General features: G+C 71.4%; 17 protein-coding genes, 1 tRNA gene and 1 pseudogene. 11 read left to right on the top strand and 8 right to left on the bottom strand.

Going from position 1 to position 14,375, the window contains the following annotated elements:
• Positions 1-21: 21 nt before the first annotated feature.
• The 6 genes from ACFVAJ_RS20840 to ACFVAJ_RS20865 form a co-directional block, all read right to left on the bottom strand.
• Positions 22-1,020, bottom strand: a complete 999-nt coding sequence (locus ACFVAJ_RS20840; RefSeq protein WP_376947618.1) for a glutathione synthase — start codon at positions 1,018-1,020, stop codon at positions 22-24.
• Positions 1,017-2,198, bottom strand: a complete 1,182-nt coding sequence (locus ACFVAJ_RS20845) for a flavohemoglobin expression-modulating QEGLA motif protein (RefSeq protein ID WP_376947620.1) — start codon at positions 2,196-2,198, stop codon at positions 1,017-1,019. The genes ACFVAJ_RS20840 and ACFVAJ_RS20845 overlap by 4 nt, the downstream gene beginning before the upstream one ends.
• A 140-nt stretch (positions 2,199-2,338) precedes the next feature.
• Positions 2,339-2,420, bottom strand: a tRNA-Leu gene (locus tag ACFVAJ_RS20850).
• A 15-nt stretch (positions 2,421-2,435) separates the two neighbouring features.
• Positions 2,436-3,800 carry an acyltransferase gene (locus tag ACFVAJ_RS20855; RefSeq protein WP_376947622.1) on the bottom strand — a complete coding sequence of 455 codons (1,365 nt, stop codon included), beginning with the start codon at positions 3,798-3,800 and terminating at the stop codon, positions 2,436-2,438.
• Between the two features lie 99 nt (positions 3,801-3,899).
• On the bottom strand, positions 3,900-4,856 hold the full coding sequence (locus ACFVAJ_RS20860; protein ID WP_376947624.1) for a permease prefix domain 1-containing protein: 957 nt from the start codon (positions 4,854-4,856) through the stop codon (positions 3,900-3,902).
• Positions 4,853-5,242, bottom strand: coding sequence for a PadR family transcriptional regulator (locus ACFVAJ_RS20865; RefSeq protein WP_376947626.1), 390 nt, complete (start codon positions 5,240-5,242; stop codon positions 4,853-4,855). The genes ACFVAJ_RS20860 and ACFVAJ_RS20865 overlap by 4 nt, the downstream gene beginning before the upstream one ends.
• 105 nt (positions 5,243-5,347) lie before the next feature.
• Between ACFVAJ_RS20865 and ACFVAJ_RS20870 the strand changes: the two genes are divergently transcribed.
• The 9 genes and pseudogenes from ACFVAJ_RS20870 (at position 5,348) to ACFVAJ_RS20910 (ending at position 10,739) form a co-directional block, all read left to right on the top strand.
• Entirely contained in the window at positions 5,348-6,577 is a 1,230-nt protein-coding gene (locus ACFVAJ_RS20870) for a CpaF family protein (protein ID WP_376947628.1), read from the top strand.
• 368 nt (positions 6,578-6,945) lie between these two features.
• Positions 6,946-7,230 (top strand): annotated as a pseudogene (locus tag ACFVAJ_RS20875) (type II secretion system F family protein); the annotation flags it as partial.
• A 190-nt stretch (positions 7,231-7,420) separates the two neighbouring features.
• On the top strand, positions 7,421-8,365 hold the full coding sequence (locus tag ACFVAJ_RS20880) for a type II secretion system F family protein (RefSeq protein ID WP_376947630.1): 945 nt from the start codon (positions 7,421-7,423) through the stop codon (positions 8,363-8,365).
• 24 nt (positions 8,366-8,389) lie between these two features.
• On the top strand, positions 8,390-8,566 hold the full coding sequence (locus tag ACFVAJ_RS20885; RefSeq protein ID WP_376947632.1) for a hypothetical protein: 177 nt from the start codon (positions 8,390-8,392) through the stop codon (positions 8,564-8,566).
• Between the two features lie 23 nt (positions 8,567-8,589).
• The gene (locus tag ACFVAJ_RS20890; RefSeq protein WP_376947634.1) at positions 8,590-8,979 is read left to right on the top strand and encodes a TadE/TadG family type IV pilus assembly protein; all 390 of its coding nucleotides are present in this window, start codon (positions 8,590-8,592) and stop codon (positions 8,977-8,979) included.
• 10 nt (positions 8,980-8,989) lie between these two features.
• Positions 8,990-9,439: a hypothetical protein gene (locus ACFVAJ_RS20895; RefSeq protein ID WP_376947636.1), complete on the top strand. Its 450-nt coding sequence runs from the start codon at positions 8,990-8,992 to the stop codon at positions 9,437-9,439.
• The gene (locus ACFVAJ_RS20900) at positions 9,439-9,891 is read left to right on the top strand and encodes a pilus assembly protein TadG-related protein (RefSeq protein WP_376947638.1); all 453 of its coding nucleotides are present in this window, start codon (positions 9,439-9,441) and stop codon (positions 9,889-9,891) included. Before ACFVAJ_RS20895 ends, ACFVAJ_RS20900 begins: the two co-directional genes overlap by 1 nt.
• A 67-nt stretch (positions 9,892-9,958) precedes the next feature.
• Positions 9,959-10,357 (top strand): PPOX class F420-dependent oxidoreductase, encoded by a 399-nt coding sequence (locus ACFVAJ_RS20905; protein WP_376947640.1) that lies wholly within the window; start codon positions 9,959-9,961, stop codon positions 10,355-10,357.
• A gap of 58 nt (positions 10,358-10,415) precedes the next feature.
• Positions 10,416-10,739, top strand: a complete 324-nt coding sequence (locus ACFVAJ_RS20910) for a hypothetical protein (RefSeq protein WP_376947642.1) — start codon at positions 10,416-10,418, stop codon at positions 10,737-10,739.
• Positions 10,740-10,769: 30 nt separating this feature from the next.
• Here the strand turns inward: ACFVAJ_RS20910 and ACFVAJ_RS20915 are convergent, their stop codons facing one another.
• Positions 10,770-12,056: an MFS transporter gene (locus ACFVAJ_RS20915; RefSeq protein ID WP_376947644.1), complete on the bottom strand. Its 1,287-nt coding sequence runs from the start codon at positions 12,054-12,056 to the stop codon at positions 10,770-10,772.
• Between the two features lie 97 nt (positions 12,057-12,153).
• Between ACFVAJ_RS20915 and prfB the strand changes: the two genes are divergently transcribed.
• Entirely contained in the window at positions 12,154-13,260 is a 1,107-nt protein-coding gene (prfB, locus tag ACFVAJ_RS20920; RefSeq protein ID WP_376947646.1) for a peptide chain release factor 2, read from the top strand.
• 111 nt (positions 13,261-13,371) lie between these two features.
• On the top strand, positions 13,372-13,572 hold the full coding sequence (locus ACFVAJ_RS20925) for a hypothetical protein (RefSeq protein ID WP_376947648.1): 201 nt from the start codon (positions 13,372-13,374) through the stop codon (positions 13,570-13,572).
• A gap of 28 nt (positions 13,573-13,600) precedes the next feature.
• On the opposite strand, the gene ACFVAJ_RS20930 is transcribed toward ACFVAJ_RS20925, so the two are convergent.
• Positions 13,601-14,293, bottom strand: a complete 693-nt coding sequence (locus tag ACFVAJ_RS20930) for a TetR/AcrR family transcriptional regulator (RefSeq protein ID WP_376947650.1) — start codon at positions 14,291-14,293, stop codon at positions 13,601-13,603.
• Positions 14,294-14,375 lie beyond the last annotated feature (82 nt).

A 14,375-nucleotide genomic window follows, 5' to 3' on the forward strand; every position in this document is an offset into this window, starting at 1 on the left:
CCGGATGCCCGGTGATCAGGCTCAGGACCCGCGGCTCGCGCGACGCTCGAGGGCGTCGATGACGGTCTCGGCGATGTCGATGTCGTAGAGCCGCTCGACGCTCTGGAATCCGCCCGGGCTCTCCGGGTTGATCTCCACCACCTTGCTGCCGATCACGTCGATGCCCACGAGGAACATGCCGTCGGCGACGAGCTTGTCGCCCATCGCCTCGATGATGCCGAGCTCGGCCTCGCCGAGCTCGAGGGGCACCGATCGACCGCCGGTGCTGATGTTGGCGCGCGGGTCGTTGCCGGTGGGCACGCGCCGGAAGGCGGCCGGCTTGCCGTCGCGCTCGAGGATTCGGCCCTCCAGCAGGAAGATCCGGGCATCGCCGTCCTTGGCTCCGTCGATGAACTCCTGGATGATGGCGTAGCCGTCCTGCAGGACCGCCTCCGTCATCTGCGCGAGGTTGGTCTCGTCAGGGCCCTCGATCATGAAGACGTTGCGCCCCTTCGCCCCGTACAGCGGCTTGACCACGCAATGGCCGACCTCGTCGACGAACTGCTGGATCGCCTCGGGACTGCGTGTCACCAGCGACCGTGGTCGGACCTTCTCGGGGAACTCCTCGAGGTAGAGCTTGCTGGTCGCGCGATGGAGGGTGTCCGGGTCGTTGACCACCGTCACTCCCCGCGCCGCGATCATCTGCCCGAACACCACGCCCATCGGGCTGGCCCACGGGCGCTCCTGCAGGTCGTCGATCGATTCATTGCGCAGCACGAGCGCATCGAGGTCGTCGATGACGATCCGCTCGGCGTCGCGCTCCTTGATCCCTTCCATGAAGCTCGCGAGCGTGTCGTCGCGCTTCCACCTCGCGGCGCGCGCCCTGGCCGCGAACAGCCCGTCGTTGCTGCCGAACTCGAGGTCGCCGACACCCACGTACCAGGTCTCGTGCCCGCGCCTGGCTGCCGCTCTGGCGAGGCGGGTGGTCGTGTACTCGTCCACCTCGGTGTCGACGTCGTTGACGAGAAATGCGAGCCTCATGCCGCCACGCCTCCCTCGTAGAGATCGGTGACCTTCGCGCCCGCGCGCAGCCCCTCCAGTCGTTCTTGTGCGCCCGGCGCATCCAGCCAGCGCGGCCGAACCCACGGCGCGTGGAGCACCTCGCGGTCGAGCAGGTCCTGCACGAGGGAGATGTGGTCCAACGCGAGCTTGCCGACGAGCAGGACATCGAGGCGGCTGCCCTCGGCGAGTGCTTCGAGGATGCGCGTGATCCCGCGGAGGTAGATCGCATCCTTCACCGAGCCGCCCCCGACGACGACCCGGATGGCGATGGACCACGCGGTCCGTGCTGGTATGCCGTGCTCGGTCCGCAGCGACTCGAAGATGTCCAGGAAGCCGGCGCCGTCGACCATCTGGCCGACCGCGACCACTCGTGCCGCGAGCACGCGCAGCCTCCGCGGGTCCAGCCCGCCGGTCAGGTACTCGGCGAGCACGGCGAGGCCCTCCTGGGTCTCGTCGTAGCCGGGCAGGCCGATGGTCAGCAGCGTCAGCGGCTGCCGGGCGCCGTTCTGGTAGGTGACCACGTGGGTGCCCACCTCGTGGTGGAGCAACGGCTCGACGCGGTCGGCTCGGAAGGCGGCGGACTCCGGGATGAGCAGGCGGCCGAACGACACCATCAGCTCGGAGATGTCGTCGCGTACCTCGACGCGGACCGGGAACTCCGGGTAGACGGCGCGGTAGCGTTCGAACTCGGCACGCGCCGCGTCGGCGAACGCCCCGGCCGTGACGGTCTGGGTGCTCGGCGCCTGCGGGGGGATGGCCTCGAGCAGTTCCTCCGCCGCGGCGGCCAGCGGAGGGGTCACCGTTCCGTAGAGCTGGAGCGACCCGTACAGGAACCGCGACGTGTCGCGGTCCTCCAGCGAGGTGATCTGCCGGGCGATCTCGTCCCGCTTCGCCCGGAAGAGCGTGTGCAGTGCCGGGTCGTCCACGTTCTCGACCTCGAGGTCGTACAGCTCGCGGTGCGCCAGGTCGGGGTCGAAGTCGAGCGGACGCAGCCGCAGCGTGGGCGCTGTGCCGAAGTCACTTCGCTCGAAGTCCACCCACGCCTCTGCCGCGTTGACCGGCGTGACATTGACGAGCAGGTTCACGCGGCGCTCGATCTCGGTGAGCCGGGCGTCGATGTCGAGCGCGGGCGCCAGCTGCTCGGTCAGTGAGGACATCTCATCAACATACCCACGGGGTGTGGAGCCGGCCCACCCCTTGACTCCTCCCCAGGTTAATGTGGGGGGACTCGGTCAAGAGGGCCGATGAGCGGCCTCGACTTCCCTGCGTTACCGGGGAAGTCGGGGCCGCTCCTTCGTGCGGAAGGAGGGACTTGAACCCTCACGCCCGAAGGCACAGGAACCTAAATCCTGCGTGTCTGCCGATTTCACCACTCCCGCGAGTGCCCGAACAGTCTATGCGCGCAGGGCCCCGCGCCGCGGTCGGAGCAGCAGCAGCACCACGACGAGCGATGCGGTGCCGATGAGCGCGATCGGCAGGTCGAGGAACCACTGCATCACGAGGAACGGCGGCACGATCGCGAGCACGGCCGCGGCCGCAGTGGCGATCGGCGACGGCGCGCGGAACCCCTCGGGGATCGCGGTCGGCAGACGTTCGAAGCGCACGAGGAGCGGCGCGATCGCGAACACGATGCCGAGCACGACGATGAGCGCGAGCGGCCGGCTGGCCCACCATCCGGCACTGCCGGGCTCGGGAGCGGCTCCTGGAATGAGGAGCGAGAGCCCCTCGACGATGATGATCACCGGCAGGTGCCAGAGGTAGACGGTCATGGCGCGGCTGCCGACGAGGTGCACGACCGCCTGTGCGGGTCGGCGACGCATGAGTGCGCTGAGCGGACGGTGCAGGGCGCTCATCAGGCTGATCTGCGCGATGCCGAGCAGCATGAGCGGCACGGTCGGCGGGTTGAGGTTCACGAGCATGTCGGGGGAGTACCACCCCAGCGCGACGAGCGGCCAGATCTGGAGGTACGCCGCGGCGGCGAGCCCGACGAGCACAGCGGGGCGGCGTCGGCGGAACCAGCCGTCGGAGTGCCAGAAGCCGAGCTGCTGCACGAAGAGCCAGACGAAGAAGAGGTTCGCGAGGCCGATCTCGGCGATGCCCGAGGTGATGCGCAGCACATCGACGACGACGGCGCCGGCGGCGAGCACCACGAGCGTCATGCGCGGAGCCCGCTCGTGCAGCTGCGACATCCACGGCACCGCGCACTGCGCGATGAGGAACGCCGCGAGGAACCAGAGCGGCGACCCCGTGCCGGTCGCGATGGTGTCGAGGAGCGCGGGGTCGACGCCGATGAGCGTGGCGACGCCGAGCACGATCGAGAAGAAGACGAAGAGCGGCAGCGCCGGCCCGGCGAGGCGGAGCACGCGTCCGCGAACGAAGGCGGTCGCAACGCCGCCGCGCCGGGCGAGGCTGCGCCACGCGGCGAGGGCGGTGAAGCCGCCGACGGCGAAGAAGAGCGGCATGATCTGCCCGAACCAGGTCGCCGCGGCGAACCACGGCTGTGCCTCGAGCGGGCGCGAGACGACGAGCGAGCCGTCGGGCGCGTAGCCGACGCCGATCATGAGCAGGTGGATGACGACGACGAGCAGGATGCACGCGACCCTGGCGAGGTCGACCACGAGGTCGCGGGAGGCGAGGGCTGCGGTGAGCCCGGCGTCGCGGGCAGCCGTCTGCCCGCCAGAGCGGGCGGCAGCCGCGTCAGCCACGGGTGCGGGCGCGGGTTCTGGCGTCGACGGCGTCGATCGCGGCTCTGCGGTCATCGTTCTCCGGGTGCGGGCTGGTCGGGTGAGCCGAGCCTAGCAACGCGGCGGCGCCCCTCCCAGTGGCTGTGGAAGGGCGCCGCGAGCGTGTCGCGATGGTCAGTTCGAGGAGCGCGACGACTCGTGGCCGAAGAGCATGCGCGCGAGCACGAGCATCATCGCGATGAAGGCGCCGACGACCGGCAGCGGCGCCCACCACCAGCCCACCGTGAAGCCGAGCACGGGCACGAGCGCGAATGCGGTCAGCCAGATCACGGCCGAGTAGATGCCGAAGCGGGCGGCGGCGGCCGGGTCCTCCTCGAAGCGGTTTCCCGCCCGGGCGGCATCGCGCTGCATGGCGACCACCCAGGGCTTGTGCCGGTTGGTCTGGGTGGCGCCGAGCGCGCTGAGCACGGCGATCGCGACGATCACGAGCACGGCGGCGAGCACGAGCCACACGAGGTCGAGCCGCACCGCGACGACCGCGGCGAAGCCGAGGCCCGCGACGAGCAGGCCCGTCGCGGTGCCGAAGAGCACGGCCCGGCCGACCGGTAGCGGGTAGTTCGTCGTCGTCTCCTGGTGGAGCGCGTCGCCCGTGATCACACCGATCGCGAGGCCGAGCACCGCGGCGATCGCGATGAGCGCACCGGTGGCGAGCGGCAGCACGGGCGTGAGCCCGAGCACGAGGGCGACGAGGGCGGCGGCCGCCACGATGGCGAGCACGACGGTGCGCACCACGAAGACGGGCTTCGGGCGCACCCGGTTGCGCTCGGCGAGTTCGGCGGCGGATGCCCCGGGGCGGGTGCCGCGCGGGGACGAGGCCGGCGCCGAGGCATCCACGTCGCCCGACGCGGCTGCGACGAGCTCGCGCACGTCGCCCAGTTCGTCGACCGCGCGGCGGGCCGCCTCGGCGGGGGAGGCGCCGTCGACCTCGAGCTCGGCGACCCGCGAGAGCAGGTTGTCGCGGATCTCCTCCTTCAGGTCTTGCGCCTCGGGGGTGGGGTCGATGCCCGCGAAGGCCTCGTCGAGGAGGCGGTGCACCTCGGTCGAGGTGCGGGGGCTGCGGTTGTCGCTCATCGCAGGGAGCCTTTCGTGTTCGCCGGCGCCGCGTGGCTGCCGAGCAGGGAGTCGATGATGGTGCGGGTGGCCACCCAGCTCGCCACGTTCTGGCGGAAGGCGGCGCGGCCCGCGTCGGTGATGCGGTAGTACTTGCGACGGCCGCCCTGCGACTCGTCACCCCAGTACGCCTCGGCCAGGCCGTCGCGCACGAGCCGGCGGTAGCTGGCGTAGAGGGTGGCCTCTTTGATCTCGTAGCCCCCGCCCGTCGCATCGCGGATGTGCTTGTAGATCTCGAAGCCGTAGCTGTCGTGCTCGCGCAGCACGCCGAGCACGATCGTGTCGGTGTGCCCGCGCAGCAGGTCGGCCGCGAAGGCGTCGCCGGATGCCGCTGAATCTTGGATCATGTTGAGTACTGTAACAGATCAACTACCTAATGTGAACAAGCGAATGGATGCCTCGCTGTGGATAACTTCGGGGCGGGTCATCCGCACCGCCCCATGATGGGTCCCATGTCCGACGCCGTCCGCACCATCGCCGAGCGGGTGCGCACGCGCGTGCTGCGCGACGGGGTCGATCTCGCGGGCGACGACGAGCTCGCCGCCCGCTACGCCCGGGACGAGGTGCGCCGATACAGCGAGCGCGCCCTCGGCGGCGCGCACGCCGGGCTTGGTGACGAGCACGGCACCGCCCGCGAGGTCGTCGCCTCGCTCACCGGGTACGGCCCGCTGCAGCCGTTCTTCGACGACGACGAGGTCGAGGAGATCTGGATCAACGGCCCCACGCGGGTGTTCATCGCCCGCGGCGGCGTCGCCGAACTCACCAGCGTGGTGCTCTCCGATCGCGAGGTGCGCGAACTCGTCGAACGCATGCTCGCCCACACCGGGCGCCGTGTCGACCTCAGCTCGCCGTTCGTCGACGCCTCGTTGCCCGACGGATCGCGGCTGCACGTCGCGATCCCCGACGTCGCGCGGACCCATTGGGCGGTCAACGTGCGCAAGTTCCAGCGGCGCATTCGATCGCTCCAGTCGCTCGTCGAACTCGACTCGCTCACGCTGCAGGCCGCCGAGTTCCTCCGCATGTCGGTGCTCGCGGGCGCCAACATCCTCGTCTCGGGCGCGACGCACACCGGCAAGACGACCATGCTGAACGCACTCATGTCGAGCGCCCGCGTCGGCGACCGTGTCGTCACCGTCGAGGAGACCTTCGAGCTCGATCTCGACGTTCGCGACCTCGTCTCGCTGCAGTGCCGGCAGCCGAATCTCGAGGGCAGCGGGGAGATCACGCTCCGCCGCCTCATCAAGGAGGCGCTGCGCATGCGCCCCGATCGGCTCATCGTCGGGGAGGTGCGCGAAGCCGAGAGCCTCGACCTCCTCATCGCGCTCAATTCCGGCCTTCCCGGCATGTGCACGATCCACGCCAACTCGGCTCGCGACGCCCTCGTGAAGCTCTCGACGCTGCCGTTGCTGGCCGGACGCAACATCGACTCCGCGTTCGTCGTGCCGACGGTCGCGAGCTGCATCGACCTCGTCGTGCACCTCGCGATCGACCGCGACGGTCGGCGCCGCGTCGCCGAGATCCTCGCTCCGACGGGTGGATGCACCGGGGCGTCGGTCGAGGCCGAGCCGATCTTCACCACCCGCGACGGTTCGCTCGTCGCGAGCGGGAAGCGGCCCGCGCGACTCGAGAAGTTCCACGCCCGTGGGTTCGACCCCGGGCACGTCCTCGGAGACCCTCGATGAGCCTCGTGCTCGGCGCGGCACTCGGTCTCGGCCTGCTGCTCGTCGCCGCGCCGCTGCTGTGGCCGCGTCGCGTCGAGCAGCGCCCAGCGTCGGCGGCGTTCGAGCGGCTGCGCGGCTTGCTCGCGCTGGCCGGGCTCGGCAGCGTGCCGGTGGCGGTGGTCGCCGTCGTCTGCCTGATGCTCTCCGCGGTGGTCGGAGCGCTCGTGCACGCGGTGTTCGCCATCCCGTTCCTCACGGTCACGGGGGCGGTGCTCGGAGCCCTGCTGGTGCCGTTCGTCGTACGCGGCCGCGCCGCGCGCCGTCGCGCTGCGAACCGGGCGGTGTGGCCCGATGTCGTCGATCATCTGGTCGCTTCGGTCCGCGCCGGGATGTCCCTGCCAGAGAGCGTCGGCGCACTCGCCGAGCTCGGCCCGGCTCCCACGCGGGCCGCCTTCTCATCGTTCCAACGCGAGTTCCGCCGCACCGGCAACTTCTCGGCGTGCCTCGACAGCCTGAAGTCAGAGCTCGCCGATCCGGTCGCCGACCGGATCATCGAGACGCTGCGCATGGCTCGCGAGGTCGGGGGCAGCGACGTGACGGCTGTGCTCCGAGGCCTGGCGGGGTACCTTCGCGAGGACGCGGCGCTCCGCGCCGAGGTCGTCGCCCGGCAGTCGTGGATCCGCAATGCCGCGCGGCTCGGCGTCGCCGCACCGTGGCTGCTGCTCCTGGTGCTCGCCTCGCGGCACGAAGCGATCGCGGCGTACGACTCGCCGGCCGGCGCCGTGCTCATCCTCGTCGGGCTCGGGGTCACTCTCATCGCCTATCGCAGCATGATCGCGCTGGTCGGCTGCCCGAGGAGCGCCGATGGTTCACCTGAACGCGACGGCGCTGAGCCTCGTGTTCGGCGTCCTCGCCGGCCTGGGACTCTGGCTCATGGTCTCCGCGGTGCCGCGCATCGGCCGGCCCCGTCTGGCCGAGCGGGTCGCCCCGTACATCGCGGACCTGTCGCCCGAGGCCCGCGCACTCCTCGCCAAGCGACCGGCCGACCCGACTCCTGTGCTCGGCGTCGTCGTGGCGCCGGCTCTGCGGTGGCTCCGCGGCGTGTTGTCATCGTGGCTCGGCGGCAACGAGATCGTCGTGAAGCGCCTTCGGCAGGCCGGGTCCCCGAAGAGCGTCGAACGGTTCAGGGGCGAGCAGCTGGCCTGGGCCGCGGTCGGCTTCGCCCTCGGCGCGGGGCTGGCACTCGTCGCGCCGGGCTTCGGCGGCATGCCGACGATCGTGCGCGTCGCCGCCCCGTTCATCGGGGCCGCCCTCGGTGCGGTCGCACGTGACTGGCTCCTCCAGCGGAGCGCCCGCCGCCGCCTCGCTCGCATCTCGGAGGAGCTTCCGACCGTGCTCGAGTTCCTCACCCTGAGCCTGACCGCGGGCGAGGGCATGCTCGACGCGCTGCGTCGGGTCGGCGCGGCGGGCAACGGCGAGCTTCCGCGCGAGTTCGCGAACGTGGTGGCGAGCGTCGGCGCCGGGGTGCCGCTCGCGGCGGCCCTGACCGAACTCCGCGACGGCGTCGACCATGCCGGTCTCTCGCGTGCCCTCGACCAGGTGCTCGGCGCGCTCGAGCGGGGCGCGCCGCTCGCCGCCGTGCTGCGTTCGCAGGCCGGCGACGCGCGCGAGGCGGCGAAGCGCACGATCATCGAACTCGCCGGTCGCAAGGAGATCGCGATGCTCGTGCCCCTCATCTTCCTCATCCTCCCGGTGACGATCGCGTTCGCGCTGTTCCCCGGCTACCTCGTACTGCAGACGGGCTTCTGATGCCCGACGATGAAAGGAACCTCGATGCGAACGTCACTCCTCGCCATCCGACGCCGGCTCCGCGACGAACGCGGCGACGTGCCCGGGTGGGTGCTGATCACCCTCATGACCGCAGGGCTGGTGATCCTCATCTGGGGGCTCGCCGGCCCCGCGCTGAGCGACGTCTTCAACCAGGCGATCCAGCGGGTGCTCGGGGCCTGAGACTTCCGCCATCCCCGGCCGCGGTGCGTCGTCTCCTGCGCGAGGAGCGCGGTTCGGCCGTCGCCGAGTTCACCATGGTCGGCGTGCTGCTCACGGCGCTCGCGCTCGCGGTCGTGCAGCTGGCGCTGGCCCTGCACGTGCGCAACACCGTGCTCGACGCGGCCGCCGAGGGGGCCAGGTACGCCGCGCTCGCCGGTGCCGACGACGCTGACGGCGTCGAGCGCACCCGCGAACTGATCAGTGCGGCGATCTCGGCCGACTACGCACGAGACGTCACGGCCGGTCGCACGAGCGTCGACGGGGTGCCGGTGATCGCGGTCACCGTGCGGGCGACGATGCCGGTCGTCGGGCTGCTCGGCGTCGATCACGGGCTGGAGGTGACGGGCCATGCCGCGGTCGAGCGTCTCGACTGAGCCGCGTCGGGTGCGACCGAATCGGGTCGGCGGCAGCGAGCACGGGTCTGCCTCGCTCGAGTTCCTCACCGTCGGGATGCTGCTGCTCGTGCCGCTCGTCTACCTCGTGCTCGCCCTCGCCTCGATCCAGGGCGGTGCGCTCGCGGTCGAGGGTGCGGCGCGACAGGCGGCGCGCGTCGCGGTGCAGGCGGGTGACCGGGCGTCGGCCGAATCGGCCGTCGAGCGTGCGGTGCGGGTCGCGCTCGCCGACTACGGGGTGGACGCCGGAGCGGCTTCCGTCACCATCGACTGCCAGGCCGCCGACTGCGACGTGCCGGGCAGTCGCATCAGGGTGTCCGTGCACGCGAGCGTGGGCCTTCCGCTCGTGCCCGACGTGCTCTCGCTCGACCAAGTCGGCAGCGTGCCGCTCGAGGCGAGTGCCACCCAGACGGTCTCGCGTTTTGCGGCGGTCGAGCCGTGATGCGCCGACTCGCCGCGCGCACGCGCCACGTCGGCGAGGAATCCGGATCGACGATGCTGCTCACGATCTTCTTCTGCGTGCTCGGCCTCGCACTCATCCTCGTCGTCGCTTCGGCGACCTCCCTCTACCTCGACCGCAAACGCCTCTTCACCCTCGCCGACGGCGCCGCGCTCGCCGCGGCCGAGGCGTGGGCGCTCGACGACGTGAGCGTCGACGACGGCGAGTTCACCCTCGAGCTCGACGACACCGAGGCGTCCCGCGCTGCGACGGCCTACCTCGGTGACGCGGTGCACGAACTCGACGGGCTCGAGCTCGTCGCCGCCGAGTCGCCCGACGGCCGTACGGCGACGGTCACGCTCCGGGCGGTGTGGAACGCGCCGATCGACACCGAGTTCATCCCCGTCGAGGTGCCGATCGAGGTGACCGCGACGGCGCGTTCGGTGTTCCACTGAGGTGCCCCGATTCGAGATCGAAGAGGCGCCGGGAATGCCCGGCGCCCACGCCTGCTTGACTTGAAGCATGACGATCGAGATCAACGACCACTTCACCCGCATCCTCCACGCGCCCGTGTTCGCCTTCCTCGGCACCACCCGCCCGAACGGCGAGGTGCAGATCAACCCGATGTGGTTCGAGTTCGACGCCGACTCGCAGACCATCCGCTTCACGCACACGACGAAGCGCGCGAAGTTCCGCAACCTGCAGCAGAACCCGTCGATGACCCTTGCGATGACCGACCCCGACAACGCCCACAAGTACGTCGAGGTGCGCGGCACGCTGAGCGAGGTCATCCCCGACCCCGACGGCGACTTCTACGTGCGACTCGGGCAGCGCTACGGCGACCCCGAGACCGAGTCGCCCGACGACCGTGCCGACCGGGTCATCCTCGTGATGCAGCTCGAGAAGGTCAACGGGCGCTGATCGCAGCCCGGCGCCGGCGGCTCACCGGGGTGCGCTCGCCGGCGCTAGGCTCGCGCACATGACCGAAGCCACCTGCGCGGTGCTCAGTGCGGTCTATCCGCTCGTGCTCATCACCGTGGTGCTCGAGCAGCGTTCGATCGACCTGAGCATCCGGCGCCGACGCTGGTTCCGGGTGGTCACGTTCACGATCGTGGCCGGCTCCCTCGTCGGACTCGTGCTCAGCGTGATCGGCGTGCAGTTCCACGGGCTCGGGCCCGTCGCCGGCGCGGCGAACTGGCTGGTCGGCCTCATCGCCGTCGGCGGCCTGGGCTTCCTGCTGCTGAGCGTGCTCGCAACGCTCCAGGCCGAAGAGGACTCGGAGACCGACCCCGAATCGGGGTGACCCGGCACCCGCACCGGCCCCGTCGGTGCCTCAGCGCCGCCGACGCGGCACGTAGCGCGGCACCCAGCGCAGCAGCATCGCGGCGCCGATGAGGCCGACGACGCCCATCGTCGCGGCCGCCGCCATGATCGACACGAGCGAGGTCACGCCCGCGACGACGAGCGGCGCGACCGCCTGCCCGGCGTCGCCGATCGTGCGGTACGCCCCGAGGAACGGCGCGGGGTTCGCCTTCGGCGCGAGGTCGGCGCCGAGCGTCAGGATCACGCCGCTCGACAGCCCGTTCGCGACGCCGAAGAGCACCGCGACGGCGGTGAACCAGGCCACTGCGGCCGGCACGTCGTGGGTGACGGCGAGCACGAGGTGCCCGACCGCGAGCCCGACGATGCCGGGAATCGCGCTCCAGAGCCGGCCGAAGCGGTCCATCACCTGGCCGCTCACGTAGAACAGCGCGAAGTCGATCGTCGCCGAGACGCCGATCACGAGTGCCGCCTGCTCGGGCGGCACGCCGATCGACACCGCCCACAGCGGCAGGATCATCGTGCGGCTCGCCCGGATCGCCGCGAGCAGCCCCACCCCGGTGCCGATGCGCGCGAGCACCGCCCGGTGCACGACGATCGCGCGGAACACGCCGTGCGACGAGGCATCCGCTGCGGCCCGACCGGCCGTCGTGACATCGGCACCATCGCCGACGGCCGCATCGGCGGCGGATGCCTCGCGCGCGAGCCGCGCCGCCCCGAACACCCGCTCGGGGTCGGGCAGCAGCACGAGCACGACGACGACCGCGAAGCAGCTCGCCACGAGCACCCAGAACACGGGCTCCGACGAGCCGGCGAACGCGATGATGCCGGCCGCCACGAACGGGCCGATCGCCCATCCCGCACGGAACACGCCCGCGAGCGTCGACAGGGCGCGGGCGCGCACCCGTTCGGGCACGTAGCTCGTGAGGAACGCGTGCCGGGCGAGTCCGAACACCGCCGTCGCGAGCCCGAGCAGGAACACGCCGATGCCGAGCGCCCAGTTCGTGGGGGAGGCGAGCGCGACGAGCACCCCGGTCACGGCGAGCAGGGCCGCCCCGATCATCGCGTTGCGTTCGCCGATGCGGGCCACGAGCCATCCGGCGGGCAGGTCGCCCGCGAGCTCGCCGACCATGAGCATCGCGGCGATGAGGCCCGCGAGGGCGAGCGAGGCGCCGCGCTCGGTCGCGACGACCGGAATGACGGGGATGATGGCGCCCTCGCCGAGCGAGAACAGCAGCGTCGGCAGGTAGGCCGGGAGGACGATGCCGCGCCACGAGAACGGAGGCGTGGCGGTGGTCATCACCCCGACGCTACACCCGCCGGCCCAACGCCCCAGGTCCTCGCGCGAGGCATCCGCGTGAGCATCGGCCCCGCGCGCGACTAGGCTGGAGAGCGCCATGCTCGAACTTGACCTTGCGCCCGAGATCTCCGCACTCCGCGCCACCTTCAACGACATCCGCGCCGTCGTCGACGTCGATGCCCTCGAAGCCGACATCGCCCGCCTCTCGGAAGAGGCCGGTGCGCCCGACCTGTGGGACGACACGGCCAATGCGCAGAAGGTGACGAGCGCGCTCAGCCACCGCCAGGCCGAGCTCAAGAAGATCACCGACGTCGAGCAGCGCCTCGACGACCTCGATGTGCTCGTCGAGCTCGCCCTCGAGATGGAGGACGAGGACAGCGCGAACGAGGCCCGCGCCGAGCTCGCGGCCCTGCAGAAGACGGTCGGCGACCTCGAGGTGCAGACACTGCTCGACGGCGAGTACGACGAGCGCGGCGCGGTCGTCACGATCCGCTCGGGCGCGGGCGGCGACGACGCCACCGACTTCGCCGAGATGCTCATGCGCATGTACCTGCGCTGGGCCGAGCGGCACAACTACCCGGTGAAGGTGCTCGACACCTCCTACGCCGAGGGCGCGGGCATCAAGTCGGCGACCTTCGAGATCGACGCCCCGTACATCTACGGCACGCTCTCGGTCGAGGCCGGCACCCACCGTCTCGCGCGCATCAGCCCCTTCGGCGGCGCCGACAAGCGTCAGACCAGCTTCGCCGCGGTCGAGGTCATCCCGATCATGGAGGAGGCGAAGGAGGTCGAGATCCCCGAGAACGACATCCGCGTCGACGTCTTCCGCTCGTCGGGCCCCGGCGGCCAGTCGGTCAACACGACCGACTCCGCGGTGCGCATCACCCACATCCCGACCGGCCTCGTCGTGTCGATGCAGAACGAGAAGTCGCAGATCCAGAACCGCGCCGCGGCGATGCGGGTGCTCCAGACCCGACTCCTCCTGCAGAAGCGCGAAGAGGAGGCGGCCCAGAAGAAGGAGCTCGCGGGCACCATCACCGCGAGCTGGGGCGACCAGATGCGCTCCTACTTCCTCTACGGCCAGCAGCTCGTGAAGGACCTGCGCACCGGCTACGAGGTCGGTAACCCGGCGATCGTGTTCGACGGCGACCTCGACGGCCTCATCGCCGCCGGCATCAAGTGGCGCAAGCGCAAGGAAGACTGAGCGACGCGGCCTGACGGCCGGTCACAGCCGACTCCCGGGTTCTGCTGCCACGCTCTGGGCCAACGCTGCAGGGTGTCCGCCCCGCAGGCGACGGTCGAGAAGGAGACGCCAGTGGACTTCACCCAGCCGGTGACGGAGTTCGTGAGCTTCAACCTCGACCGCGTGCTGCGGGCCTCGCGCGAGCGACGCAGCGAGCACCTCGCCAAGGCCGAGGAGGCCGAGGAGGCCGAGCTGCGCAGCGCGCTTGAGGCCGCGGGCTACGACGACGCGGCGATCGAGGACGCCATCGCCTCCACCCGCGAGCAGCCGTAGCGAGCCGGGAGCCCTGGGCGCCCCGGAGTCAGCCCCGCTCGGCCGCGTCGGCCGCCGCGAGCGACGCGGGCAGCCCGGCGAGCAGGGCGAGCAGCCCGATCTCGAACGAGCGGTCGGTCAGCCGGATGCCGCGTGCCGCGGCCCGCACGCTGCGTCGTGCCTCGGCGCGGCTGAACTCGGGCGCGACGCCCGCGGCCGAGCCCGGTGACATGATGTCGGCCGGCGCGAGGGCGTCGAGCGCCGAGCCGATGATGAACGACTCGAGCGCGACGATCGCGTCGACGACGCCGCTCGACGGCCAGCCCTCGGCGAGCAGTCGCCGCGTGATCGACTCGTAGTTCAGCACCGAGCGCTCCTGACCGTCGATCGCGGTCGTCGCGAGCAGGGCGATGCCGGCGGGGTGCGCGGCGAACGCCGTGCGGTACGAGTGCGCCCAGCGCAGCACGGCGTCGTCGAGCCGGGTGGCCGGGTCGTCGAAACCGGTGACGTCGAGGAGCTCGGCGACTCGGCCGCGCATCGCGCGCACGACATCGGCCTTGCCGCGGAAGTAGTGGTAGAGGGCGGGGGGATGCACCGACAGCGAACGGGCGAGCGCAGCCATCGTGAACCCCTCGGGGCCCGCCGTCTTCGCGAGCGTGAACGCGGCGTCGATGATCTGCTCGGCGCTCAGCACGGGGGTGCGCGGGCGGCCTGCGGTGCGCTTCGCGGGGGTCGGGGTCACCTGGCTCCTTCATCGGGTCGAGGTCGGGGTGTGGGGTGCGGTCGGGGTCGATTTGGTCGCGCGGCGCGCGCGGAGTAACGTG

Origin of the sequence: Agromyces sp. NPDC057679 (genome assembly GCF_042799635.1) — a bacterium.
In the GTDB taxonomy this organism is placed as follows: domain Bacteria; phylum Actinomycetota; class Actinomycetes; order Actinomycetales; family Microbacteriaceae; genus Agromyces.